This is a genomic window from Pantoea sp. S18 (assembly GCF_045689705.1).
Lineage (GTDB): Bacteria > Pseudomonadota > Gammaproteobacteria > Enterobacterales > Enterobacteriaceae > Pantoea > Pantoea symbiotica.
Map to the genome: position 1 here is coordinate 1,298,384 of NZ_CP142688.1, position 21,058 is coordinate 1,319,441.

Below are 21,058 nucleotides of genomic sequence, written 5' to 3' on the forward strand. Positions count from 1 at the left end.
GGGTTGGGCTGGCGCAGGGCCCGGGAGTGCAGAGGGCGCGGCCAGGCGTCCTCTGCTCGGTCGCCGCAGCATGGAGCTGGAACTGCCTCAGCACCTGGCGAACGAAAGCCGCTCTGCGCTTAACTGAGCGGCATTACGCCATTCATGGCGACCTTTTTTTATTACGCGTACTTCACCGTAATCGACGCACTGGCCAGCGCATGGAAATGCACGTTAAAACCCACCATCGCGCCGCTCGCGCCTTCATCGACGTCAATCTTATCCGTATCCAGCGCATGCACCGTAAAGATGTAGCGATGGGATTCGCCCTGCGGTGGCGCTGCGCCGCCGTAGCCGGTTTGGCCAAAATCGGTGCGCGTCTGAATGGCGCTCTCCGGCAGTTCTGCCACACCGGAACCGGCACCCTGCGGCAACTCGGTGACTTCTGCCGGAATGTTCGCTACCACCCAATGCCACCAGCCGGAACCGGTTGGCGCGTCGGGATCGTAGCAGGTGACTACAAAGCTTTTGGTGCCCACCGGCACATCTTCCCACGCCAGATGCGGTGACACATTATCGCCCTGGTAACCCATGCCGTTGAAAACGTGTCGCTCTGGCATCTTATCGCCGTCGTTAAAATCCTGGCTAACTACGCGCATGATCGCTCCTTATTGGTTGTGCAGTGCCCTCAATCATGGTGGAAATGCGCCGCAACATCCAGTGCCGCGCCGACCGCTTGCGTCAGTTTCGTCAGCTCGGCGGCAGAAATCAGATAAGGTGGCATCAGATAGATCAATCGTCCAAACGGACGAATCCACACGCCGCGCTCAACGAAGAAGTGTTGCAACGCCGCCATGTTCACCGCCTGATGGGTTTCGATCACGCCAATCGCGCCCAGCACGCGTGCGTCGGCCACCGCATGATGACTGCGCAGCGGCAGCAGCTCGGCACGCAGCTGCTGTTCAATCTGCGCCACTTGCGACTGCCAATGCCCTTCATTCACCATTTTCAGACTTTCCACCGCCACCGCGCAGGCCAGCGGATTGCCCATAAAGGTGGGGCCGTGCATAAAGCAGCCCGCTGCGCTGCGGCTGATAGTGTCGGCGACTTCACGCGTGGTCAGCGTGGCGGAGAGCGTCATGGTGCCGCCGGTCAGCGCTTTGCCGAGGCAGAGAATGTCCGGCGTGATGCCCGCATGGTCGCAGGCAAACAGCTTGCCGCTGCGGCCAAATCCGGTGGCGATCTCATCGGCAATCAGCAGCAAACCGTAGCGATCGCACAGCGCGCGCACCTGCTGCAGATAGCGCGGATGGTAGAAACGCATGCCGCCAGCACCTTGCACAATCGGCTCCAGAATCACCGCCGCAATCTCGCGATGGTGGATTTCGGCCAGCTGCGCGAAATCGGCGAAATCCGCCTCGTTCCACGCATCATCGAAAGCACACTGCGGCGCGTTGGCGAACAGATGTTCCGGCAGATAGCCGCGCCACAGGCTGTGCATCGAATTTTCCGGATCGCACACCGACATCGCGGCAAAGGTATCGCCGTGATAGCCGCGCTTCAGCGTGAGGAATTTCTGCCGCGTTTGGTTGCGTCCCAACCAGTATTGCAGCGCCATTTTCATCGACACTTCGACGGCGATCGAACCTGAATCGGCGAGGAACACGCACTCCAGCGCCTCAGGCGTCATGGCAACCAGCTGGCGGCTCAGTTCCACCGCCGCCGGATGGGTAATGCCGCCAAACATCACATGCGACATCTGCGTCATTTGCTGCTGTAGCGCCTGATTGAGGCGCGGATGGTTGTAGCCGTGAATCGCCGCCCACCACGACGACATGCCGTCCACCAGTTCACGTCCATCGGCCAACTGCAGCTGGCAGCCGTGCGCCGCCACAACCGGATAACAGGGCAGGGGATCGCGCATCGACGTGTAGGGATGCCAGATATGCTGGCGGTCAAAGTTGAGGTCGTCCTGAGTGAACATGTGAGTTGTAAACCATTTTAAAAAGATTTAGTTTACAAGTATAACCACGTTAATCGTCGGGATGAACCCCCTTTTTCTGGAGTAAGCAATGGCAAACCGCTGGACACTGACACAAGCTCAGGCACTTTTCGATAAACCTTTCCTTGAGTTGATGTTTGAAGCGCAGCAAGTGCATCGTCAACATTTCGATCCACGCCAGGTGCAGGTCAGCACGCTGCTATCGATCAAAACCGGCGCCTGCCCGGAAGACTGTAAATATTGTCCGCAGAGCGCGCGCTACAAAACCGGTCTGGAATCAGAACGGCTGATGGAAGTGGATGCGGTGCTGGAATCGGCGCGCAAAGCCAAAGCGGCGGGATCGAGCCGCTTCTGCATGGGCGCGGCGTGGAAAAACCCGCACGAGCGCGACATGCCTTACCTGCAGCAGATGGTACAGGGCGTGAAAGCGATGGGCATGGAAACCTGCATGACGCTTGGCACGCTGGATGGCAGCCAGGCACAGCGTCTTGCCGAAGCCGGGCTCGATTTCTATAACCATAACCTCGACACCTCGCCAGAGTTCTACGGCAACATCATCACCACGCGCAGCTATCAGGAACGTCTGGATACGCTGGATAAAGTGCGCGGCGCGGGCATCAAAGTGTGTTCCGGCGGCATCGTAGGTTTGGGTGAAACGGTGAAAGATCGCGCGGGCTTGCTGGTGCAGCTGGCGAATCTGCCGACGCCGCCTGAGAGCGTACCGATCAACATGCTGGTGAAGGTCAAAGGCACGCCGCTGGCCGATAACGACGACGTCGAACCGTTCGACTTCATCCGCACCATCGCGGTGGCGCGCATCATGATGCCATCCTCGCACGTGCGTCTTTCAGCCGGTCGCGAGCAGATGAGCGAACAAACTCAGGCGATGTGCTTTATGGCCGGTGCTAACTCAATCTTCTACGGCTGCAAGCTGCTCACCACGCCAAACCCGGAAGAGGATAAAGACCTGATTCTGTTCCGCAAACTGGGCCTCAATCCTGAGCATACCGCGACAACCGCCGGTGACAACGAGCAGCAATATCAGCTCAGCGAGCAGCTGCTGCACGCGGATACCGAGCAGTTCTACAACGCGGCTGTGTAAATGGGCTGGTCACAACGTATCGATCAGGCGCTGGCGGCGCGGCGTGCCGCTGATGGCTGGCGGCTGCGGCGTCCCGTTGAGCACAACAGCGTGCGGGAGATTACGCTCGAAGGGCAGCGCTATCGCCACTTCTCCAGCAATGACTATCTCGGCTTGAGTCAGCATCCGGCGGTGATCGCTGCCTGGCAGCAGGGCGCGGCCGAATCAGGCGCGGGTGCGGGTGCATCCGGTCATGTCACCGGCTACAGCCGCCATCATGCGCAGCTCGAAGCGGAGCTGGCGGACTGGCTTGGCTATTCGCGCGCGCTGCTATTTATTTCGGGATTCGCCGCCAATCAGGCGGTGATCCATCTGCTGGCGGAAAAACAGGATCGCATCTTCGCCGATAAGCTGGCGCACGCGTCACTGCTGGATGCCGCCAGCCACAGCCCGGCGAGCCTGCGTCGCTTTGCCCACAATCAGCCGGAAAGTCTGGCAAAGCTGCTGGCAACGCCGTCGGATGGCGGCACGCTGGTGGTGACCGAAGGCGTGTTCAGCATGGATGGCGACAGTGCACCGCTGGCAGCTATCGCAGAAGAGACGCGGCGCGGCAATGGCTGGCTGCTGGTGGATGATGCGCACGGCATCGGCGTCACCGGTGCGCAAGGGCGCGGCAGCTGCTGGCAGCAGCAGGTCAAGCCGGAACTGCTTATCGTCACCTTCGGCAAAGGGTTTGGCGTCAGCGGCGCGGCGCTGCTGTGTGATGACGCCACTGCTGATTACGTCGAGCAGTTTTCACGCCATCTGATCTACTCCACCGCGATGCCACCGGCGCAGTGCTTCGCGCTGCTAGCGGCACTGCGGCAGATTCAACAAGGCGATGCGCTGCGCGAAAAACTGCACAGTCACATTGCGCGTTTTCGCGCCGGTGCAGCGGATTTGCCGTGGCAACTGGTCGATTCTGCGAGCGCCATCCAGCCGCTGATCGTTGGCGAAAACAGCGCGGCGCTGGCGTTATCCCAGCGGCTGGCACAGGCCGGCTGCTGGGTGAGCGCCATTCGTCCACCGACCGTGCCGCCGGGCACCGCACGGCTGCGCATCACGCTTACCGCTGCGCATCACACCGATGATATTGATCGTCTGCTGGAGGCGCTGTATGACGCTGCAGGTTAACAAGCAGGCCGTGGCAAACGCTTTTGGTCGTGCGGCTGCGCATTACGAGCAGCACGCGCAGTTACAGCGGCTGAGCGGTGATGCGCTGCTGGCGCTGGCGCCCGCCGGTTTTGGCCCGCATCTGCTGGATGCTGGTTGCGGCACCGGCTGGTATAGCCGCTACTGGCGCGATCGCGGGCGCACGCTGACGGCGCTTGATCTGTCGGCCAACATGCTGCAAACCGCACGCGATCAGCAATCGGCACAGCACTATCTGCTGGGCGATATTGATGAGGTGCCGCTACCAGACGCCAGCGTTGACGGCGTGTGGAGCAATCTGGCGGTGCAGTGGAGCAGCGACTTGCACACCGCGCTGCTGCAGTTTTTACGCGTTACGCGTCCAGGCGGCACGGTACTGTTTTCCACGCTGCTCGATGGATCGCTCCACGAGGTGCATCACACGTGGGCGCAGCTGGATGGTCGTCAGCACGCCAACCGTTTCCTCAGCGCCGCGCAGTTTGACGCGGCCACCGCGACGCTGCCGATCGCTAAGCAGCAGCAGGTTATCACGCTGCATTTTCCCAGTGCGCTCAGCGCCATGCGCTCGCTGAAAGGCATTGGTGCCACGCATCTGCACGACGGACGCGGCGCCAGCGTGCTGACGCGTTCCCAACTGGCACATCTTGAGCAGCACTGGCCGCAGGACGAGGCGGGTTATCGCCTGAGTTATCATCTGATGTATGGAGTTTTAAGCAAATGACACGCTGGTTTATCACCGGAACCGATACCGAAGTGGGCAAAACCGTGGCCAGCGGTGCGCTGCTGCAGGCGGCGAGCGCCGCCGGTTTACGCACCGCAGGCTACAAGCCGGTGGCATCCGGCTGCGAGATCACGCCGCAAGGCATCCGCAACAGCGACGCGCTGGCGTTGCAGCGCTACAGCAGCCTGGCGTTAAGCTATGAGCAGGTGAACCCGCTGGCGTTTGTCGAGCCGACCTCGCCGCATATCATTAGCGCGGAAGAGGGCAGACCGATTACTTTTGCCACGCTTTCAGCAGGCTTGCGCGCGCTGGAGCAGCAGGCGGAATGGGTGTTAGTCGAAGGCGCAGGCGGATGGTTTACGCCGCTGTCGGAGACACAAACGTACGCCGATTGGGTGGAAGCCGAGCAATTGCCGGTGATTCTGGTGGTGGGCGTGAAACTTGGTTGCATCAACCATGCGATGCTCACCGCCGAAGCGGTCAAAGCACGCGGATTACGCCTTGCGGGCTGGATTGCCAATGATATTCAACCGCCCGGCAAACGCCATCAGGAGTATATGGCTACGCTGCGTCAGCGCATTGATGCGCCGTTGTTGGGTGAGATCCCGCACCTTAGCGATGAGGCCGAACAGGCGGAATGTGGGCGTTATTTGAGGTTGCCGCAATAAATGAGCCAGGTCGCCATAAATGGCGACCCTACAAAACCACATCATGCTCCGTAGGGCTGAGGGATCCCCAGGAATATCGTTAATACACATATACGATATTCCTGTAACTCGCTGATAGTTCGGCTCGCACCGTTTCTATATCCAGCTGACTGATCCCTGCCGGGTTGTGCCTTATCGCATTTCTTGCCAGCGTAAGGTATGACAGTACTCGCCGGTGTTGCACCGTGTTCGCCTGATAAAACCGGTGCTCGCCTTTTCTTTCAAGCGCGTAGCCCATCAGCCACAGTACGATGCTGCACAGCGTCGACAGCAGGTTCAGCACTGACATCCTTTCCACACTCCGGCTGAAGCTGCTTCTCAGCCCCATACCGTAACGTTCACTCTTTTCATCCCGGAAGTTCTGCTCTATCTGCATTCTCCGGCTGTAAAGCTTCATTATCGTCCGTGACTTCAGCTCCGCATCGCTGGTAAACAGCACCCACGGCTCACGGGCCAGGCGACTCTGGTTTGCCTCTTCGCGCGTGTAAAAAAAACGATCCCGGCTTTTCTTTCCGTGACGATTTTTGGGTGCTCTCTTATGAACGTGCACGAAGCCGTAAGCCGGTGATTTTTTATATCGCGTCAGCCGGGCCGCACCAGCACAGCGCGGCGTTGTGCCGGCTTTTAGCTGACCCGGCGTTACCCACTCTTCCGTTCCGGCCAGCTTCAGAACGCCGTTGCCCCTGAGCCGGCCGATGAAGTGCCATCCGTGCGACTGAACGCGGTTAAACCACTCGCGGCGGAACCCGGCATCGGTGACGATGGTCACTTTCCTGTCTCCCAGGCACCCGGCCAGGTCGTCCAGAAAACGGTTCTGAAGGTCGGGATTTCCCAGCTTATCGCCTTCTGCGATGAGGCTCAGCAGCGGGATGGCGCGTCCATCCGCCAGCAGGCTGGCACGCAAAAGGCTGAAGGACTGAGTCGGCCAGGCGCTCCAGTCCACGGCAATGACGCACTCCTTCATGTCCCGGATAAGCCAGCAGATAATGTCGCGTGACAGCGCGGGCACCTCCCGGTGGAGGGCGGCATTCCCCATAAGGCGGTCAACGCGTTTGATTTTGTGCTTAACGCGGGCATCGCCCGCAAGAGAGCGACCAATGCTGGTCAGATTGAGGGAAGCACCGCGGGTCAGGGAAATCGTCATATCAGTGAGGGCGTTACGACGATACTGATGGGTGCTGGCTAAAGATTCCCGTAAAAATTTATGGCAAAATGCGGAAGCAGGCATAGTGGCGATCTTATTTTTTGTTGGCGCAATAATTAGATCATTTTTCCACTGTGCCTGCTTCGTTTTTGTGGGGATTCATCAGTCCGTAGGGTCGCCATTTATGGCGACCTGGCTACATCGTCACGTTGCGGTCAGCCACTTATTCACCGTCAAATCATCCAGCTGCGCCACTTTGCCATGCGCCACGTTACGCCCACGATGCAGCAGCAGGAAATAGTCGGCGACGCGCCGGACAAGCGACACGTGCTGCTCCAGCAGCAAAATGGTTAAACCATACTCACGGTTTAGCCGACGAATCAGATTGCCCATCTCCTCTTCCAGCCACGGCGACATCCCTTCCGTTGGCTCATCCAGAATCACCAGCTTGGGCTGCAGCACCAGCGCACGCGCCAGTGCCAAATGTTGCTGTTGCTCCATCGGCAACTCGCCGCTGCGCTGATGGCGCAATGAATAGAGCGCCGGAAACAGGTCAAACACCATTTCCGGAATGGCGCGGCTACGATCGTCCTGCGCTGCCATCAGGGCGATCAGCAGGTTATCCTCCACGCTCATCTGCGAGAAAATATGCCGTCCTTGCGGCACGTAACCAATGCCGGTGCGCGCGCGCAGCTCGGCGGGTTGCAGCAGCAAATCTTCCGGCGGCGCGCCATCTTCCTGCCAGGTCATCGAGCCGCTGTTAATCGGCAGGCGGCCCATAATGCAGTTCACCAACGTGGTTTTGCCCATGCCGGGGCTGCCCAGCACGCCGGTGCAGGTGCCCGGCGGCAGATCGAGATCCACATCCCACAGAATGTGATTTTGACCGTAAAACTGATTCACCGAACGTAAACTCAGCATCTGACATACTCCTTCCAGATTATTAGCCTGAATGCTCCCGCTCTGTGTCGTCTGGCATACAGTCGTGCACGATTGATGGACACCGCTGTCGTCGGCAACTGCCGATATGGACTCGTCACTCCATACCGTTAACACTGCAATTCCCAGGCCAGGTTAGGAATTTAACTCTTTCCAGGTCGGAAACCTGACAAATCAACCGCTAAAAGTTGAGAAACGCTTAACAATTGCCGGCGGTGATAAATTAGCTGCACTTTGACGGTGCTGACTGCTTAACGTTTCTGGTGCATTTGATCGTTCGTAAGGCAATAACCGGGGAAATAAATGGTCTTAAAGCCTGGTTTTTCTCCCGGCAAGGAGAGGTAAACAGGGAAAAAGAAGGGTTAATGCCACACGCAGGAGAAGAAAAATAAATGCGAAAAAATTTTTTTTCGCGCTTAAGAATGGGCGGGAGAAAATTATACACAGCCGATGGGCTCGGGGCTGGATTCACTTATCCACCATTACTGTGGATAACCTTGTGCATTAGCGACTGAAAACCGTGTGCAAGCGAGTAAATTCGCGGCCTTCATACATTATGATGAGAAACTGGGCTTTTGAGTCAATGTCAGTAAAAACAGCAGGTTAGTTAAAATCAAGCATGCGAATTATCTGGCTTGTCATCGGACTGCAATTTAATGACACTCTATTGACAAATGTTAAAAGCGTCCTCCGCTTGGGGATAACATTGCGCAACAAGAGCTTGCTGGCTGCCGCTTAAATTGCATTGAAGAAAATCGGCTTCAGGTTCCATTATCGTGCAAGGTTACTGTGATTATGTCCAGTATTTTTTTCTGGCAAATTCGCCATAGCAGAGTAGAATTAGCAGCCTGCCCGCCGACTTCATCTGCTGGAACCGCTAAAACATGAGCAAAGCCTTTAAACTCAACTCCGCTTTCAAGCCTTCAGGCGATCAACCTGAGGCGATTCGCCGTCTCGAAGAGGGGCTGGAAGATGGACTCGCGCATCAAACGCTGTTGGGCGTGACGGGCTCTGGTAAAACGTTTACCGTGGCGAACGTGATTGCCGACCTCAACCGTCCGACCATGGTGCTGGCGCCGAATAAAACCCTGGCAGCGCAGCTCTACGGCGAGATGAAGGAGTTTTTCCCGGATAACGCGGTGGAGTTTTTCGTCTCTTATTACGATTACTACCAGCCTGAAGCCTATGTGCCGAGTTCTGACACCTTTATCGAGAAAGATGCCTCGGTGAATGAGCACATTGAGCAGATGCGTCTGTCGGCGACCAAAGCGCTGCTGGAGCGTCGTGATGTGATTGTGGTGGCGTCAGTTTCGGCGATCTACGGCTTGGGCGATCCTGATCTCTACCTGAAAATGATGCTGCACCTGACACGCGGCATGATTATCGATCAGCGCAGCATTCTGCGTCGCCTGGCGGAGCTGCAATATACCCGCAACGATCAAGCCTTCCAGCGCGGTACCTTCCGCGTGCGCGGCGAAGTGATTGATGTGTTCCCGGCCGAATCGGATGACATCGCACTGCGTATTGAGTTGTTCGATGAAGAAGTTGAAAGGCTGTCGCTGTTTGATCCGCTGACCGGCCAGATTGATTCCGTCATCCCACGCTTTACCGTCTATCCCAAAACGCACTACGTGACGCCGCGTGAACGCATTCTGCAAGCGATGGAAGAGATCAAAGATGAGCTGGTGATCCGCCGCAAAGTGCTGCTGGAGAACAATAAGCTGCTTGAAGAGCAGCGTATTTCTCAGCGTACGCAGTTCGATCTCGAAATGATGAATGAGTTGGGTTACTGCTCCGGCATCGAAAACTACTCGCGCTATCTCTCCGGTCGCGGACCGGGCGAGCCGCCGCCGACTTTGTTCGACTATTTACCGGCGGATGGCTTGCTGGTGGTCGACGAATCGCACGTCACTATTCCGCAGATCGGCGGCATGTATCGCGGTGACCGCGCGCGTAAAGAGACGCTGGTGGAATACGGTTTCCGCCTGCCGTCAGCGCTGGATAACCGTCCAATGCGCTTTGAAGAGTTTGAAGCAGCAGCGCCGCAAACCATTTATGTGTCGGCCACGCCGGGTAATTACGAGCTGGAAAAATCGGGCAGCGAAGTGATCGATCAGCTGGTGCGTCCAACTGGCCTGCTGGATCCGGTTCTGGAAGTGCGTCCGGTGGCGACGCAAGTGGACGATTTGCTGTCGGAAATCCGCAAGCGTGTTGAGATCAACGAGCGTGTGCTGGTGACCGTATTGACCAAGCGTATGGCGGAAGATCTCACCGAATACCTTGTGGAGCACGGTGAGAAGGTGCGCTATCTGCACTCGGATATCGATACCGTGGAACGTATGGAGATTATCCGCGATTTACGCCTCGGCGAATTTGATGTGCTGGTTGGCATCAACTTGCTGCGAGAAGGTCTGGATATGCCGGAAGTATCGCTGGTGGCGATTCTCGATGCCGATAAAGAGGGCTTCCTGCGTTCCGAGCGTTCGCTGATTCAGACCATTGGCCGCGCCGCGCGTAACATCAACGGCCGGGCGATTCTCTACGCCGACAAAATCACGCCGTCGATGGAGCGCGCGATGGGCGAAACCGAGCGCCGTCGTGAGAAGCAGCAGAAATACAACGAAGAGAATGGCATTACACCGCAAGGGCTCAACAAGAAGATCACCGATATTCTTGAGCTCGGTAAAAACGTGGTGAAAACGCGCGGCAAAGGCAAAACCGCGTCACGCACTGCGGCAGAAGCCGAAGCTAACTATATGGCGCTTACGCCGCAGGCGATGCAGAAGAAAATTCACGAGCTGGAAGGGCAGATGCAGCAACACGCGCAGAACCTGGAGTTCGAAGAAGCCGCCAGCGTGCGCGATCAGTTACATCAATTGCGTGAGCTGTTTATTGCGGCTTCGTGATGGTTGTAGCGAGGTCGCCATAATCGTGATGGTTGTAACCAGGTCGCCATAAATGGCGACCCTACGGACTGATGAATCCCCACAAAAACGAAGCAGGCACAGTGGAAAAATGATCTAATTATTGCGCCAACAAAAAATAAGATCGCCACTATGCCTGCTTCCGCATTTTGCCATAAATTTTTACGGGAATCTTTAGCCAGCACCCATCAGTATCGTCGTAACGCCCTCACTGATATGACGATTTCCCTGACCCGCGGTGCTTCCCTCAATCTGACCAGCATTGGTCGCTCTCTTGCGGGCGATGCCCGCGTTAAGCACAAAATCAAACGCGTTGACCGCCTTATGGGGAATGCCGCCCTCCACCGGGAGGTGCCCGCGCTGTCACGCGACATTATCTGCTGGCTTATCCGGGACATGAAGGAGTGCGTCATTGCCGTGGACTGGAGCGCCTGGCCGACTCAGTCCTTCAGCCTTTTGCGTGCCAGCCTGCTGGCGGATGGACGCGCCATCCCGCTGCTGAGCCTCATCGCAGAAGGCGATAAGCTGGGAAATCCCGACCTTCAGAACCGTTTTCTGGACGACCTGGCCGGGTGCCTGGGAGACAGGAAAGTGACCATCGTCACCGATGCCGGGTTCCGCCGCGAGTGGTTTAACCGCGTTCAGTCGCACGGATGGCACTTCATCGGCCGGCTCAGGGGCAACGGCGTTCTGAAGCTGGCCGGAACGGAAGAGTGGGTAACGCCGGGTCAGCTAAAAGCCGGCACAACGCCGCGCTGTGCTGGTGCGGCCCGGCTGACGCGATATAAAAAATCACCGGCTTACGGCTTCGTGCACGTTCATAAGAGAGCACCCAAAAATCGTCACGGAAAGAAAAGCCGGGATCGTTTTTTTTACACGCGCGAAGAGGCAAACCAGAGTCGCCTGGCCCGTGAGCCGTGGGTGCTGTTTACCAGCGATGCGGAGCTGAAGTCACGGACGATAATGAAGCTTTACAGCCGGAGAATGCAGATAGAGCAGAACTTCCGGGATGAAAAGAGTGAACGTTACGGTATGGGGCTGAGAAGCAGCTTCAGCCGGAGTGTGGAAAGGATGTCAGTGCTGAACCTGCTGTCGACGCTGTGCAGCATCGTACTGTGGCTGATGGGCTACGCGCTTGAAAGAAAAGGCGAGCACCGGTTTTATCAGGCGAACACGGTGCAACACCGGCGAGTACTGTCATACCTTACGCTGGCAAGAAATGCGATAAGGCACAACCCGGCAGGGATCAGTCAGCTGGATATAGAAACGGTGCGAGCCGAACTATCAGCGAGTTACAGGAATATCGTATATGTGTATTAACGATATTCCTGGGGATCCCTCAGCCCTACACGGCCTGAATGGCGTGCTCCAGCGCGATACGCAGCAGCTGGCGGTCGTGGCGATATTTGATGTCGGCTGCTTCCAGCGGTTCGCGAATGATTAAACGCTCTTCCACGCCGCGAATATCGGCGGCCGGACTCACCACCACCGCATCAATCACCCGCTTGCCAATCGCTTTCTCCATGATCGCCAATTTATCGGCCACATTCAGGCTGGCTGCCGCCGGGCTCAGTTCGCGGCCCAGATTGCCAATAAACACCATGGTGGCAGGTGTACGACGCAGCGCGCGCGCCATGTCTTCCATCAGCAGAATCGGCATCAGGCTGGTGTAAAAACTGCCGGGGCCAATCAGAATTAAATCCGCTTCGCCTATCGCCTCAATCGCTTCGCGGGTCGGCAACACGTTGGGATGCAACATCAACTCTTCGGGCGGCTGCTTCATCTCATCAATCGCGGTTTCGCCGTACACCATATTGCCTTCGCCATCCTGCGCCACCAGGTCGACCGGCTGTTCCGACATCGGAATCAGAAACGCATCAACCTTAAGCAGATTACGAATGATATTGATGGCTTCCAGCGGGCGTACGCTTAGATGATCGAGCGCTTTCAGCATCAGGTTGCCCAGGTTGTGCCCGGCCAACTCGCCATTGCCGGTGAAGCGATACTCAAACATCGCAGTGGCGACGCTGGGTTCGGTGATCAGCTGATTGATGCAGTTGCGCATATCGCCCCACGCAATGCCGCCTTCCGAGCGGCGAATGCGGCCGGTGGATCCGCCGTTATCGGTGGTGGTAACAATGCCGGTTAAGCGCGAGCCTAACGGTGCCAGCGCCGACATCACGCGGCCCAAACCGTGTCCGCCACCTAATGCCACTACGCGGTCCAAATCTGCCAGGGTTCGATTCATGTTTCTCCTTTGTCACTGACGTCCTCGCGTTGAGGCGTAGTTGAACTGATGTGCATCAATATCTGTGATGCATTTTACCGTATCCTGTCGCGAAAATGCGGTGAAAAACACGTTATACATCAAGATATATAGCGAAATTCACTGATGGATGCGAATCGCTAATCGCGCTACCATTCGTTTTAACCGTGTTGTCCATAATGACAACAAACTCCCAAGCCTGGTTTCCTAAGTCGTTAAAGATATGGAATGCAGGCCGCAGCCTTGAGCTGCCAGGGTGCAGAAAGAAATGACTGCATCTCCCGACTTTGGAAAGGTGTTCAGGTGCCACAATTTACAGATGCCTACGCGCGCAGCTTTTACTATCTGCGCCTGTCGGTCACGGATGTGTGTAACTTCCGTTGTACCTACTGCTTGCCGAACGGCTACAAGCCAAACGGTACGCACAATAAAAGCTTTCTCTCGCTGGATGAGATTCGTCGCGTGACGCGTGCCTTTGCGGCAGCGGGCACGGAAAAAGTGCGCCTGACGGGCGGCGAACCTTCTATGCGTCGTGATTTTACCGACATCATCGCCGCCGTGCGTGAAAACGCTGCCATTCGCCAGATCGCGATGACCACCAACGGTTACCGCATGGCGCGTGACGTACGTGCGTGGCGCGCCGCCGGTCTCACCCATATCAACGTTAGCGTCGACAGCCTCGACGCACGCCAGTTTCACGCCATTACCGGCCAGGACAAATTTGCCGAGGTGATGGCGGGAATCGACGCCGCCTTTGATGCCGGTTTTGAGAAGGTGAAAGTCAACAGCGTGTTGATGCGCGATGTGAACAGCCACAGTCTCAGCACCTTCCTTGAGTGGCTGCGCCTGCGACCGATTCAACTGCGCTTTATCGAACTGATGGAAACCGGCGAAGGCAGCGATCTGTTCCGCCGTCATCACATCTCCGGTGAAGTGATTCGCGATCAGTTGATCATGCAAGGTTGGCAACGCCAGCCGCGCGGTCGCAGCGACGGCCCAGCGCAGGTGTTCCGTCATCCCGATTATCAGGGCGAAGTGGGCCTGATCATGCCGTACGAGAAAGATTTCTGTGCCAGCTGCAACCGCCTGCGCGTCTCGGCGCTGGGCAATTTGCATCTGTGCCTGTTTGGCGATGGCGGCGTGTCGCTGCGCGATCTGCTGGCCTCTGACGATCAGCAAGATGCGTTGCAGGCACGCATTGCGCACAGCCTTGGACAGAAAAAGCAGACGCATTTCCTGCATCAGGGCAACACCGGCATCACACAAAATCTCTCCTTTATTGGTGGCTAAACACAGGAGTTACGGCCATGGGTAAACCTTCTGGCGAATTTGTCGCCTTAAATGTGGCGGTGATGACCGTCTCAGATAGCCGCGATGCCAGCAATGACACATCCGGCGATTATTTGCGTGAAGCGCTGGCGGAAGCCGGACATCAGGTGGTGGATCGCGCGCTGGTACCGGATAACCGCTATCGCATTCGCGCCACGGTGTCGCGCTGGATCGCCAGCGACGATGTGCAAGTGGTGATCGTTAACGGCGGCACCGGTTTCAACAGCAAAAACAGCACGCCAGAAGCGTTGCTGCCGCTGCTGGACCGCGAAATCGAAGGCTTTGGCGAACTGTTCCGCATGATCTCCTATGAAGAGATTGGCAGCTCAACGCTGCAGTCGCGCGCGGTGGCTGGATTAGCAAATCAGACGCTGATTTTTGCCGTGCCAGGATCGACCAACGCCTGCCGCAGCGCCTGGGAACGCATTATTGAAGATCAGCTGGATGCACGTACGCGTCCGTGTAATTTCGTCTCACATTTGAAGAAGTTGTAAGCATGTCATCGTTAACTCATATCAATGCCGCTGGCGAAGCCCACATGGTGGATGTCTCTGGCAAAACCGAAACGGTACGCGAAGCGCAGGCCGAAGCGCTGGTGCTGATGAGCGCCGAAACGCTGCAGATGATTATTGACGGCAGTCATCACAAAGGTGACGTCTTCGCCACCGCGCGCATCGCCGGTATTCAGGCGGCAAAACGTACCTGGGAACTGATTCCGCTCTGTCATCCGCTGATGCTGAGCAAAGTGGAAGTCAGTTTGATTGCTGAACCCGAGCACAATCGCGTGCGCGTCACCTCGCTGTGTCGTCTGACCGGCAAAACCGGCGTCGAGATGGAAGCGTTGACGGCGGCATCCGTCGCGGCGCTGACCATCTATGACATGTGCAAAGCGGTGCAAAAAGACATCGTCATCGACCAATTGCGTTTGCTGACTAAAAGCGGCGGCAAGTCCGGCGATTTCAAGGCGGTGAGCCATGATTAAGGTGCTGTTTTTTGCTCAGGTGCGTGAATTGACCGGCACCAGCTCACTTGATTTGGCTCCAGAATATGATGACGTCGCGACATTGCGCGCGGCGTTAGCAGAGAAGGGCGATCGCTGGGCGCTGGCGCTGGAATCCGGCAAGCTGCTGGCGGCGGTTAACCAAACGCTGGTGCCGATGAGTCATCCGCTGCGTGCCGGTGATGAAGTAGCCTTTTTCCCGCCGGTTACTGGAGGCTGATGATGGAAACGCGGATTCGTGTGGGATCAGAGCCTTTCAACGTCGGCGAAGAGTACGAAAAACTCGCCGCCCATGACAGCGATGGCGCGGTCGTCACTTTCACCGGCAAAGTGCGCAATCACAATCTCGGCGCTAGCGTGGCGGCCTTGACGCTGGAGCACTATCCCGGCATGACGGAAAAAGCGCTGGCCGATATTGTTGAAGATGCGCGTCAGCGCTGGGCGCTGCAGCAGGTCACGGTGATTCATCGCGTTGGCGAACTGTTCCCCGGCGATGAAATTGTGTTTGTGGGCGTCAGCAGCGCGCATCGCAGCAGCGCCTTCGCTGCCACTGAGTTCATCATGGATTACCTGAAAACCCGCGCACCGTTCTGGAAGCGCGAAGCTACCGCTGCAGGCGATCGCTGGGTCGATGCCCGCGACAGCGATCATCAGGCTGCTGAGCGCTGGAGCTAGCGCGCAAAATCCTCCGGCTCCGATAGCGGCAGGCCACTGAAAACGTTAAGGTACGGTTTTTGTTGGCGTCAGGGAGCAGGATGAACACGAGCAAGATGATGAAAGGCGCAGCATTGCTGGCTGCGCTTGTGCTGGTTGGTTGTAGCACCAAAAAAGAGCCGCAGGTGCCTGCACGTCAGCCCGCCGATGTGAAAAGCCAAATCCAGCAGTTGTTGCCCAGCGACGTGAAGCAAAAATCCGCCTGGGCCGACGACATCTATACCGCGTTCCGCGTGCAGCAAATCGATGCCAGCGTCAGCAACATCTGCGCGGTCATTGCCGTCACCGATCAGGAGTCCAACTTCAGTGCTGATGCGGAAGTGCCGGGCTTACCGAAAATTGCCTGGGGCGAAATCGATCGCCGCGCCGCCAAAGTACACGTTCCGGCATTTCTGGTGCGCACCGCGCTGCTGATCAAATCGCCGAACGGTGAAAGCTATGCCGCGCGTCTGGATAAAGTGCGCAGCGAGAAAGAGCTGAGCGCCATCTTTGATGATTTTATCGATATGGTGCCGATGGGGCAGAAGCTGTTTGGCAACCTTAACCCGATTCATACCGGCGGGCCGATGCAGGTCAGCATTGAGTTTGCGGAAGCGCACGCCAAAGGCTATCCGTATGCGGTTGACGGTTCGATTCGTCGAGAAGTCTTCACCCGTCGCGGTGGTATCTACTTCGGCACGCTGCATCTGCTTGGCTATCCGGCCGATTACAGCCAGCCGCTCTATCGCTTTGCCGACTTCAACGCCGGTTGGTACGCCAGCCGCAACGCGGCATTTCAGGCAGCGATTGCGCGCGCCAGCGGCATCAAGCTGGAACTGGATGGCGATTTGATTATGTATGGCAGCGAGCAGGCCGGCTCCACCGAACTGGCGGTGCGCAGCCTGAGCAAGCAGCTGGATATGAGCAATCGTGAAATCCGCCGCGATCTGGAGAAGGGCGACAGCGAAGATTTTGCCAAAAGCACGCTGTGGAAGCAGACCTTTATTCTTGCCGATAAGATGGCCGGAAAACGTCTGCCGCGCGAAATGCTGCCGGGCATCAAGCTGGAGAGCCCGAAAATCACCCGCAATCTCACCACCGCGTGGTTTGCCCAGCGCGTTAATGGCCGCTATCAACAGTGCTTGACGCGCCGTTGACGCAAACGGGTGTACACTCCACACTTACAGAGTTTGTTAACGTAAAAGCTAATGAGGCGCTTCATGGATCGATATCCACGTAATGATTCAATCGTGCAGCAGGCATCCACCTCGCTGCAGACCTACATGGCGCAGGTGTATGGCTGGATGACCTGCGGCTTGCTGCTCACCGCGTTTGTTTCGTGGTTTGCTGCCCGCACACCTGCAGTAATGGAACTGGTGTTTGCTAACCGTATTACTTTCTTTGGTCTGATCATCGCGCAGCTGGCGCTGGTGTTTGTGCTGTCTGGCATGGTGCAACGGATGAGCGGCGCGGTCGCCACCGCGCTGTTTATGCTCTATTCGGCGCTGACTGGCCTGACGATGGCAAGTATTTTCCTCGTCTACACCTACTCATCGATTGCCAGCACCTTCTTTGTGACGGCCGGGATGTTTGGTGCCATGAGCTTCTACGGTTACACCACCAAGCGCGACCTGAGCCGTTTTGGCAGCCTGCTGTTTATGGCGCTGATCGGTATTTTGCTGGCGTCGCTGGTGAACTTCTGGCTGAAAAGCCCGGCACTGATGTGGGCGATTACCTATATCGGCGTGGTAGTGTTTGTCGGCTTAACCGCTTATGACACGCAGAAGCTGAAGGCGATTGGCGAGAACATCAACGTGAACGACAAAGAGAACCTGCGTCGCACTTCCATCATGGGCGCGTTAACGTTGTATCTCGACTTCATCAACCTGTTCCTGATGCTGCTGCGCATCTTCGGCAACCGCCGCTAAGTCTCGTGTATCTTCGTAGGGTCGCCATTCATGGCGACCAGGTCGGCATAAATGCCGACCCTACGAGGATCCTCAGCGCGAAACCGATTTCTCCATCTTCTGCTCATTCTTCTGCCGCAAATGCTTCGCGCGGCTCTCCAGCCACAAATAGAGCACCAGCGCCACCAACAGCGGCAGAATAAAGTAGAGCACGCGATAAGCCAGCAGCGCCGCGATAATGCTGCCATGCGAGGCATGTTGCCCACTCAGCAGCGCCAAAAATACCGCTTCCAGTACGCCAATCCCGGCCGGGATATGAATAATCACGCCCGCGATACTGCTGATCAACAGCACGCCCAGCACAATCGGATAATCCACCTGACGCGCCAGCAGCAGCCAGATAATCATACCCATCACCATCCAGTTGGCGCAGGAGACGGCAAACTGGAACAGCGCCATGCGCAGCGAAGGCAACTGCAGATGCTGGCCTTTTACCGTCCAGCGGCGCTTCTTCGCAAAGGCGCACGCCCACAAATAGACCGCCACCATCACCAGTAGCACCGCGCCAATAATGCGCAGCGTGGTTTCGCCAATGAACCAGCCGGAAGGAATCGGCACCATGCCCGCCGCAAACACCACGCCGGCCAGCAGAATATAGCCGAGCCAGTTGGTAGCGATACTCAGCGAGAAAATGCGCGTAATGGTGTTTCCCGGCAAACCGAGTCGCGAGTAGAGCCGATAACGCATCGCCACGCCGCCAACCCAGGTGCTGAGCGTCAGGTTGAAGGCATAACAGATAAACGACACCAGCATCACCTGACGCTTCGCCAGCTTATGGCCGCAGTAAGCGCGTCCAATCAGGTCGTACAAGCCATAGGTCAGATAACTCACCACTACCAGCGCGGCAGCGCTCAGCACCACATAGCGGTTGTAGCCGACGATGACGGTATAGACATCTTCCCAGTTCACCTTGCGCGCATACACCACCAGCAGCACAATCACCGCGATAAAAAACAGCCAGGTGAGGATTTTCTTCGCCAGTTGCCAGCGCGGATTCTTCTTCGACATTAAGGTTTCGCTCCTGGATTATCAGCTTCAACCCGATCCTGGGTTTCCATTTCAGGCTGTACCGGCGGCGCAACCTGCGACAAGCGCGGCGTATGCGCAGGCAACCAACCGGCGATAGCCGGGAAGTGGCGTAAAAAGTGGAACACAATCACGCCTTTGGTTAGCTGCCACCAGTTGCGCGGCGGCAGCTTGTCATCTTCCACGCGCACGCAGTCCTGCTGAATCAGCAATTCCAGATTGTCGCGCAGCGTCTGGTTGAAGGCGCGATCGTGCACCATCAAATTGGCTTCCAGATTGAGGGATAAACTCAGCGGATCGAGGTTGCTCGAGCCGACGGTGGACCACTGCTGATCCTGTACCGCAATTTTGCCGTGCAGCGGGCGGCGGCAGTATTCATACACTTCCACGCCGCCATCGACCAAATAGTTGTACAGCAGCTCGGCGCCAACTTTAACGATCGGCATATCGGGTTCGCCCTGCACAATCAGCCTGACGCGCACGCCGCGCTGTGCCGCGCTGCGCATCTCACGCAGCAAACGATAGCCGGGGAAGAAGTAGGCGTTGGCGATGATCACATCCTTCTGGGCTTTGCGCAGCATGGCGAGATAGTGCTGCTCAATGTCGTCGCGGTGTTCGTCGTTATCGCGATAGACAAACAGCACCTGCGCTTCACCGGGCATGGCGTTAACCGCGGGGCGATGGGAACGCGCGCCCCACCAGCGCCGCGTGTGCTGTTCGCTGCCCATTTGTTGCTGCACGTATTGGGCAATATCCAGCACCACCGGACCTTTCACCTCCACCGCATAATCCTGTTTGGCTTGCGCGCCAAAATCGGTGTTGTGTTCGGCGGAGAAGTTGATGCCGCCGACAAAGGCGATCGCTTCATCGATCACCACGATTTTGCGGTGCAGACGACGGAACACGTTGGTGCGCATGCCGAGCACCAGCGGACGCGGATCGTAATAGATAAAGCGCACGCCAGCGGCGGTCAGGCTATTAACAAATCGATCGGAGAGATCCGGCGAGCCGTAGCCATCGACCATCACTTCAACTTTCACTCCACGCTGCGCTGCGTTAAGCAACGCTTCGTGCAGGTCGTTACCCACTTCATCTTCAAACAGAATAAAGGTTTCCAGCAGCAGCGTGCGCTCGGCGCGCTGAATCGCGCCCAACACGCGCGGGAAAAATGCGTCACCGTTCTCAAGCAAACGGAGCTGATTACCGTCGCGCCAATTGAAACTCATAGGAAAATCTCCACCGCTAATGGCGCATGATCGGACAGGTGTGACCAGGGTTTAACCGGCAGCGCCCACGGACGACTTACCGTAGCGTTGCGGATGTAGATACGATCAAGCCTTAACAGCGGAAAACGTGCCGGAAAGGTGCGGGCAGGGCGGCCAGTTTTGATACTGAACACTTCCTCTAAGCCCACCGCGCGCTTGAGAAAGCGATTGGCGCTGACCTGCCAGTCATTAAAATCACCGGCCACCACCAAGGGCGCATCGGGCGGCAGCGTATCGATGAAGTCGCACATCATCTTCATCTGCGCCTGACGATGTTTCTCTTTCAGACCGAGATGCACGCAGAACACATGCAGCGGCTCAGCACGATCCGGCAGGCGAATTTGGCAGTGCAACATGCCGCGCTTTTCACTTCCGGCGACGGAAATATCGCGGTTTTCATATTCAACGATGGGAAATCGTGACAATATCGCGTTCCCGTGATGTCCCTCGGGATAAACGGCGTTGCGGCCATAGGCGAAATCGTCCCACATGGTATCGGCCAGAAACTCGTAATGTGAGGTTTCCGGCCAGTTTTCGATGTGCAGTGAATGGATAGCGTGGGTGCCCATCACCTCTTGCAGGAAGACAATATCCGCTGATGTCGCGCGGACAGCGTCACGCAATTCCGGCAGGATAAAGCGGCGATTAAAGCTGGTGAACCCCTTGTGGGTATTGATCGTCAGGACTTTAAATGAAAATCCTTGCGTATTTTGTGGCATACTTCGACGCGCTCCTTTTCATCATCAACAGCACAAAGTGTAGTCTTTGTCACAAATGGGTGGTGTTAAGGGCAGAAAATTAGGGCGTAATCCGAAATTTGCTTT

21 protein-coding genes and 1 riboswitch are annotated in these 21,058 nt (G+C 56.9%); of the genes, 13 read left to right on the forward strand and 8 right to left on the reverse strand.

Annotated elements, in window-relative coordinates; genetic code table 11:
• Positions 1 to 161: 161 nt before the first annotated feature.
• Both VIJ98_RS05890 and bioA read right to left on the reverse strand, forming a co-directional pair.
• Positions 162 to 638: a kinase inhibitor gene (locus VIJ98_RS05890; protein ID WP_323272710.1), complete on the reverse strand. Its 477-nt coding sequence runs from the start codon at positions 636 to 638 to the stop codon at positions 162 to 164.
• A 29-nt stretch (positions 639 to 667) separates the two neighbouring features.
• Positions 668 to 1,963 carry an adenosylmethionine--8-amino-7-oxononanoate transaminase gene (gene bioA, locus VIJ98_RS05895; protein ID WP_323272712.1) on the reverse strand — a complete coding sequence of 432 codons (1,296 nt, stop codon included), beginning with the start codon at positions 1,961 to 1,963 and terminating at the stop codon, positions 668 to 670.
• A gap of 88 nt (positions 1,964 to 2,051) precedes the next feature.
• Here bioA and bioB point away from each other — a divergent pair, with 88 nt between their 5' ends.
• The 4 genes from bioB to bioD are packed head-to-tail and all read left to right on the forward strand — an operon-like array spanning position 2,052 to position 5,642.
• Complete coding sequence (gene bioB / locus VIJ98_RS05900) at positions 2,052 to 3,083, forward strand: biotin synthase BioB (protein ID WP_007890608.1); 1,032 nt, start codon at positions 2,052 to 2,054, stop codon at positions 3,081 to 3,083.
• Positions 3,084 to 4,235, forward strand: coding sequence for an 8-amino-7-oxononanoate synthase (gene bioF / locus VIJ98_RS05905; protein WP_323272715.1), 1,152 nt, complete (start codon positions 3,084 to 3,086; stop codon positions 4,233 to 4,235). It abuts the gene before it with no gap.
• Positions 4,219 to 4,974, forward strand: a complete 756-nt coding sequence (gene bioC, locus VIJ98_RS05910; RefSeq protein WP_323272717.1) for a malonyl-ACP O-methyltransferase BioC — start codon at positions 4,219 to 4,221, stop codon at positions 4,972 to 4,974. The genes bioF and bioC overlap by 17 nt, the downstream gene beginning before the upstream one ends.
• On the forward strand, positions 4,971 to 5,642 hold the full coding sequence (gene bioD, locus VIJ98_RS05915; RefSeq protein WP_323272719.1) for a dethiobiotin synthase: 672 nt from the start codon (positions 4,971 to 4,973) through the stop codon (positions 5,640 to 5,642). Before bioC ends, bioD begins: the two co-directional genes overlap by 4 nt.
• Before the next feature lie 79 nt (positions 5,643 to 5,721).
• On the opposite strand, the gene VIJ98_RS05920 is transcribed toward bioD, so the two are convergent.
• Both VIJ98_RS05920 and VIJ98_RS05925 read right to left on the reverse strand, forming a co-directional pair.
• Positions 5,722 to 6,909 (reverse strand): IS4 family transposase, encoded by a 1,188-nt coding sequence (locus VIJ98_RS05920; protein WP_323271415.1) that lies wholly within the window; start codon positions 6,907 to 6,909, stop codon positions 5,722 to 5,724.
• 120 nt (positions 6,910 to 7,029) lie between these two features.
• Positions 7,030 to 7,746, reverse strand: a complete 717-nt coding sequence (locus VIJ98_RS05925; protein ID WP_323272721.1) for an ATP-binding cassette domain-containing protein — start codon at positions 7,744 to 7,746, stop codon at positions 7,030 to 7,032.
• Positions 7,747 to 8,648: 902 nt separating this feature from the next.
• On the opposite strand from VIJ98_RS05925, the gene uvrB reads away from it, so the two are divergent.
• Both uvrB and VIJ98_RS05935 read left to right on the forward strand, forming a co-directional pair.
• Positions 8,649 to 10,670 (forward strand): excinuclease ABC subunit UvrB, encoded by a 2,022-nt coding sequence (gene uvrB / locus VIJ98_RS05930; RefSeq protein WP_008102704.1) that lies wholly within the window; start codon positions 8,649 to 8,651, stop codon positions 10,668 to 10,670.
• Positions 10,671 to 10,820: 150 nt separating this feature from the next.
• Positions 10,821 to 12,008, forward strand: a complete 1,188-nt coding sequence (locus tag VIJ98_RS05935) for an IS4 family transposase (protein ID WP_323271415.1) — start codon at positions 10,821 to 10,823, stop codon at positions 12,006 to 12,008.
• Between the two features lie 25 nt (positions 12,009 to 12,033).
• Here the strand turns inward: VIJ98_RS05935 and yvcK are convergent, their stop codons facing one another.
• The gene (yvcK, locus tag VIJ98_RS05940) at positions 12,034 to 12,936 is read right to left on the reverse strand and encodes a uridine diphosphate-N-acetylglucosamine-binding protein YvcK (protein ID WP_008102701.1); all 903 of its coding nucleotides are present in this window, start codon (positions 12,934 to 12,936) and stop codon (positions 12,034 to 12,036) included.
• 196 nt (positions 12,937 to 13,132) lie between these two features.
• Positions 13,133 to 13,268, forward strand: a riboswitch (molybdenum cofactor riboswitch).
• Here yvcK and moaA point away from each other — a divergent pair.
• From moaA to VIJ98_RS05975, 7 genes are all read left to right on the forward strand, one after another.
• A complete protein-coding gene (gene moaA, locus VIJ98_RS05945; protein ID WP_258144793.1) occupies positions 13,258 to 14,244 on the forward strand; it encodes a GTP 3',8-cyclase MoaA in 987 nt (328 codons plus the stop codon). (Overlaps the previous riboswitch by 11 nt.)
• A gap of 17 nt (positions 14,245 to 14,261) precedes the next feature.
• Positions 14,262 to 14,777 (forward strand): molybdenum cofactor biosynthesis protein B, encoded by a 516-nt coding sequence (gene moaB, locus VIJ98_RS05950; RefSeq protein WP_323272725.1) that lies wholly within the window; start codon positions 14,262 to 14,264, stop codon positions 14,775 to 14,777.
• 2 nt (positions 14,778 to 14,779) lie between these two features.
• Positions 14,780 to 15,265, forward strand: coding sequence for a cyclic pyranopterin monophosphate synthase MoaC (gene moaC / locus VIJ98_RS05955; protein ID WP_154153274.1), 486 nt, complete (start codon positions 14,780 to 14,782; stop codon positions 15,263 to 15,265).
• Positions 15,258 to 15,503: a molybdopterin synthase sulfur carrier subunit gene (gene moaD, locus VIJ98_RS05960; RefSeq protein WP_323272728.1), complete on the forward strand. Its 246-nt coding sequence runs from the start codon at positions 15,258 to 15,260 to the stop codon at positions 15,501 to 15,503. The genes moaC and moaD overlap by 8 nt, the downstream gene beginning before the upstream one ends.
• 2 nt (positions 15,504 to 15,505) lie before the next feature.
• The gene (moaE, locus tag VIJ98_RS05965; protein WP_008102692.1) at positions 15,506 to 15,958 is read left to right on the forward strand and encodes a molybdopterin synthase catalytic subunit MoaE; all 453 of its coding nucleotides are present in this window, start codon (positions 15,506 to 15,508) and stop codon (positions 15,956 to 15,958) included.
• Between the two features lie 80 nt (positions 15,959 to 16,038).
• Positions 16,039 to 17,133 carry a DUF1615 domain-containing protein gene (locus VIJ98_RS05970; protein WP_154191948.1) on the forward strand — a complete coding sequence of 365 codons (1,095 nt, stop codon included), beginning with the start codon at positions 16,039 to 16,041 and terminating at the stop codon, positions 17,131 to 17,133.
• Positions 17,134 to 17,196: 63 nt separating this feature from the next.
• Positions 17,197 to 17,904: a Bax inhibitor-1/YccA family protein gene (locus VIJ98_RS05975; protein WP_008102687.1), complete on the forward strand. Its 708-nt coding sequence runs from the start codon at positions 17,197 to 17,199 to the stop codon at positions 17,902 to 17,904.
• A gap of 72 nt (positions 17,905 to 17,976) precedes the next feature.
• Here VIJ98_RS05975 and VIJ98_RS05980 read toward each other — a convergent pair whose 3' ends face one another.
• Genes VIJ98_RS05980 through VIJ98_RS05990 form a run of 3 tightly spaced genes read right to left on the reverse strand, consistent with a single transcriptional unit; the run spans position 17,977 to position 20,953 of the window.
• Positions 17,977 to 18,951: a lysylphosphatidylglycerol synthase domain-containing protein gene (locus VIJ98_RS05980; RefSeq protein WP_008102686.1), complete on the reverse strand. Its 975-nt coding sequence runs from the start codon at positions 18,949 to 18,951 to the stop codon at positions 17,977 to 17,979.
• Positions 18,951 to 20,195 carry a cardiolipin synthase ClsB gene (gene clsB / locus VIJ98_RS05985; protein ID WP_323272731.1) on the reverse strand — a complete coding sequence of 415 codons (1,245 nt, stop codon included), beginning with the start codon at positions 20,193 to 20,195 and terminating at the stop codon, positions 18,951 to 18,953. The genes VIJ98_RS05980 and clsB overlap by 1 nt, the downstream gene beginning before the upstream one ends.
• Entirely contained in the window at positions 20,192 to 20,953 is a 762-nt protein-coding gene (locus VIJ98_RS05990; RefSeq protein WP_008102681.1) for an endonuclease/exonuclease/phosphatase family protein, read from the reverse strand. Before VIJ98_RS05990 ends, clsB begins: the two co-directional genes overlap by 4 nt.
• Positions 20,954 to 21,058 lie beyond the last annotated feature (105 nt).

Excerpts from the sequence above, each read along its gene's own strand:
- VIJ98_RS05890 (WP_323272710.1), bottom strand. The coding sequence starts at position 638 with ATGCGCGTAGTTAGCCAGGATTTTAACGACGGCGATAAGATGCCAGAG.
- bioA (WP_323272712.1), bottom strand. The coding sequence starts at position 1,963 with ATGTTCACTCAGGACGACCTCAACTTTGACCGCCAGCATATCTGGCAT.
- bioB (WP_007890608.1), top strand. The coding sequence starts at position 2,052 with ATGGCAAACCGCTGGACACTGACACAAGCTCAGGCACTTTTCGATAAA.
- bioF (WP_323272715.1), top strand. The coding sequence starts at position 3,084 with ATGGGCTGGTCACAACGTATCGATCAGGCGCTGGCGGCGCGGCGTGCC.
- bioC (WP_323272717.1), top strand. The coding sequence starts at position 4,219 with ATGACGCTGCAGGTTAACAAGCAGGCCGTGGCAAACGCTTTTGGTCGT.
- bioD (WP_323272719.1), top strand. The coding sequence starts at position 4,971 with ATGACACGCTGGTTTATCACCGGAACCGATACCGAAGTGGGCAAAACC.
- VIJ98_RS05920 (WP_323271415.1), bottom strand. The coding sequence starts at position 6,909 with ATGCCTGCTTCCGCATTTTGCCATAAATTTTTACGGGAATCTTTAGCC.
- VIJ98_RS05925 (WP_323272721.1), bottom strand. The coding sequence starts at position 7,746 with ATGCTGAGTTTACGTTCGGTGAATCAGTTTTACGGTCAAAATCACATT.
- uvrB (WP_008102704.1), top strand. The coding sequence starts at position 8,649 with ATGAGCAAAGCCTTTAAACTCAACTCCGCTTTCAAGCCTTCAGGCGAT.
- VIJ98_RS05935 (WP_323271415.1), top strand. The coding sequence starts at position 10,821 with ATGCCTGCTTCCGCATTTTGCCATAAATTTTTACGGGAATCTTTAGCC.
- yvcK (WP_008102701.1), bottom strand. The coding sequence starts at position 12,936 with ATGAATCGAACCCTGGCAGATTTGGACCGCGTAGTGGCATTAGGTGGC.
- moaB (WP_323272725.1), top strand. The coding sequence starts at position 14,262 with ATGGGTAAACCTTCTGGCGAATTTGTCGCCTTAAATGTGGCGGTGATG.
- moaC (WP_154153274.1), top strand. The coding sequence starts at position 14,780 with ATGTCATCGTTAACTCATATCAATGCCGCTGGCGAAGCCCACATGGTG.
- moaD (WP_323272728.1), top strand. The coding sequence starts at position 15,258 with ATGATTAAGGTGCTGTTTTTTGCTCAGGTGCGTGAATTGACCGGCACC.
- moaE (WP_008102692.1), top strand. The coding sequence starts at position 15,506 with ATGGAAACGCGGATTCGTGTGGGATCAGAGCCTTTCAACGTCGGCGAA.
- VIJ98_RS05970 (WP_154191948.1), top strand. The coding sequence starts at position 16,039 with ATGAACACGAGCAAGATGATGAAAGGCGCAGCATTGCTGGCTGCGCTT.
- VIJ98_RS05975 (WP_008102687.1), top strand. The coding sequence starts at position 17,197 with ATGGATCGATATCCACGTAATGATTCAATCGTGCAGCAGGCATCCACC.
- VIJ98_RS05980 (WP_008102686.1), bottom strand. The coding sequence starts at position 18,951 with ATGTCGAAGAAGAATCCGCGCTGGCAACTGGCGAAGAAAATCCTCACC.
- clsB (WP_323272731.1), bottom strand. The coding sequence starts at position 20,195 with ATGAGTTTCAATTGGCGCGACGGTAATCAGCTCCGTTTGCTTGAGAAC.
- VIJ98_RS05990 (WP_008102681.1), bottom strand. The coding sequence starts at position 20,953 with ATGCCACAAAATACGCAAGGATTTTCATTTAAAGTCCTGACGATCAAT.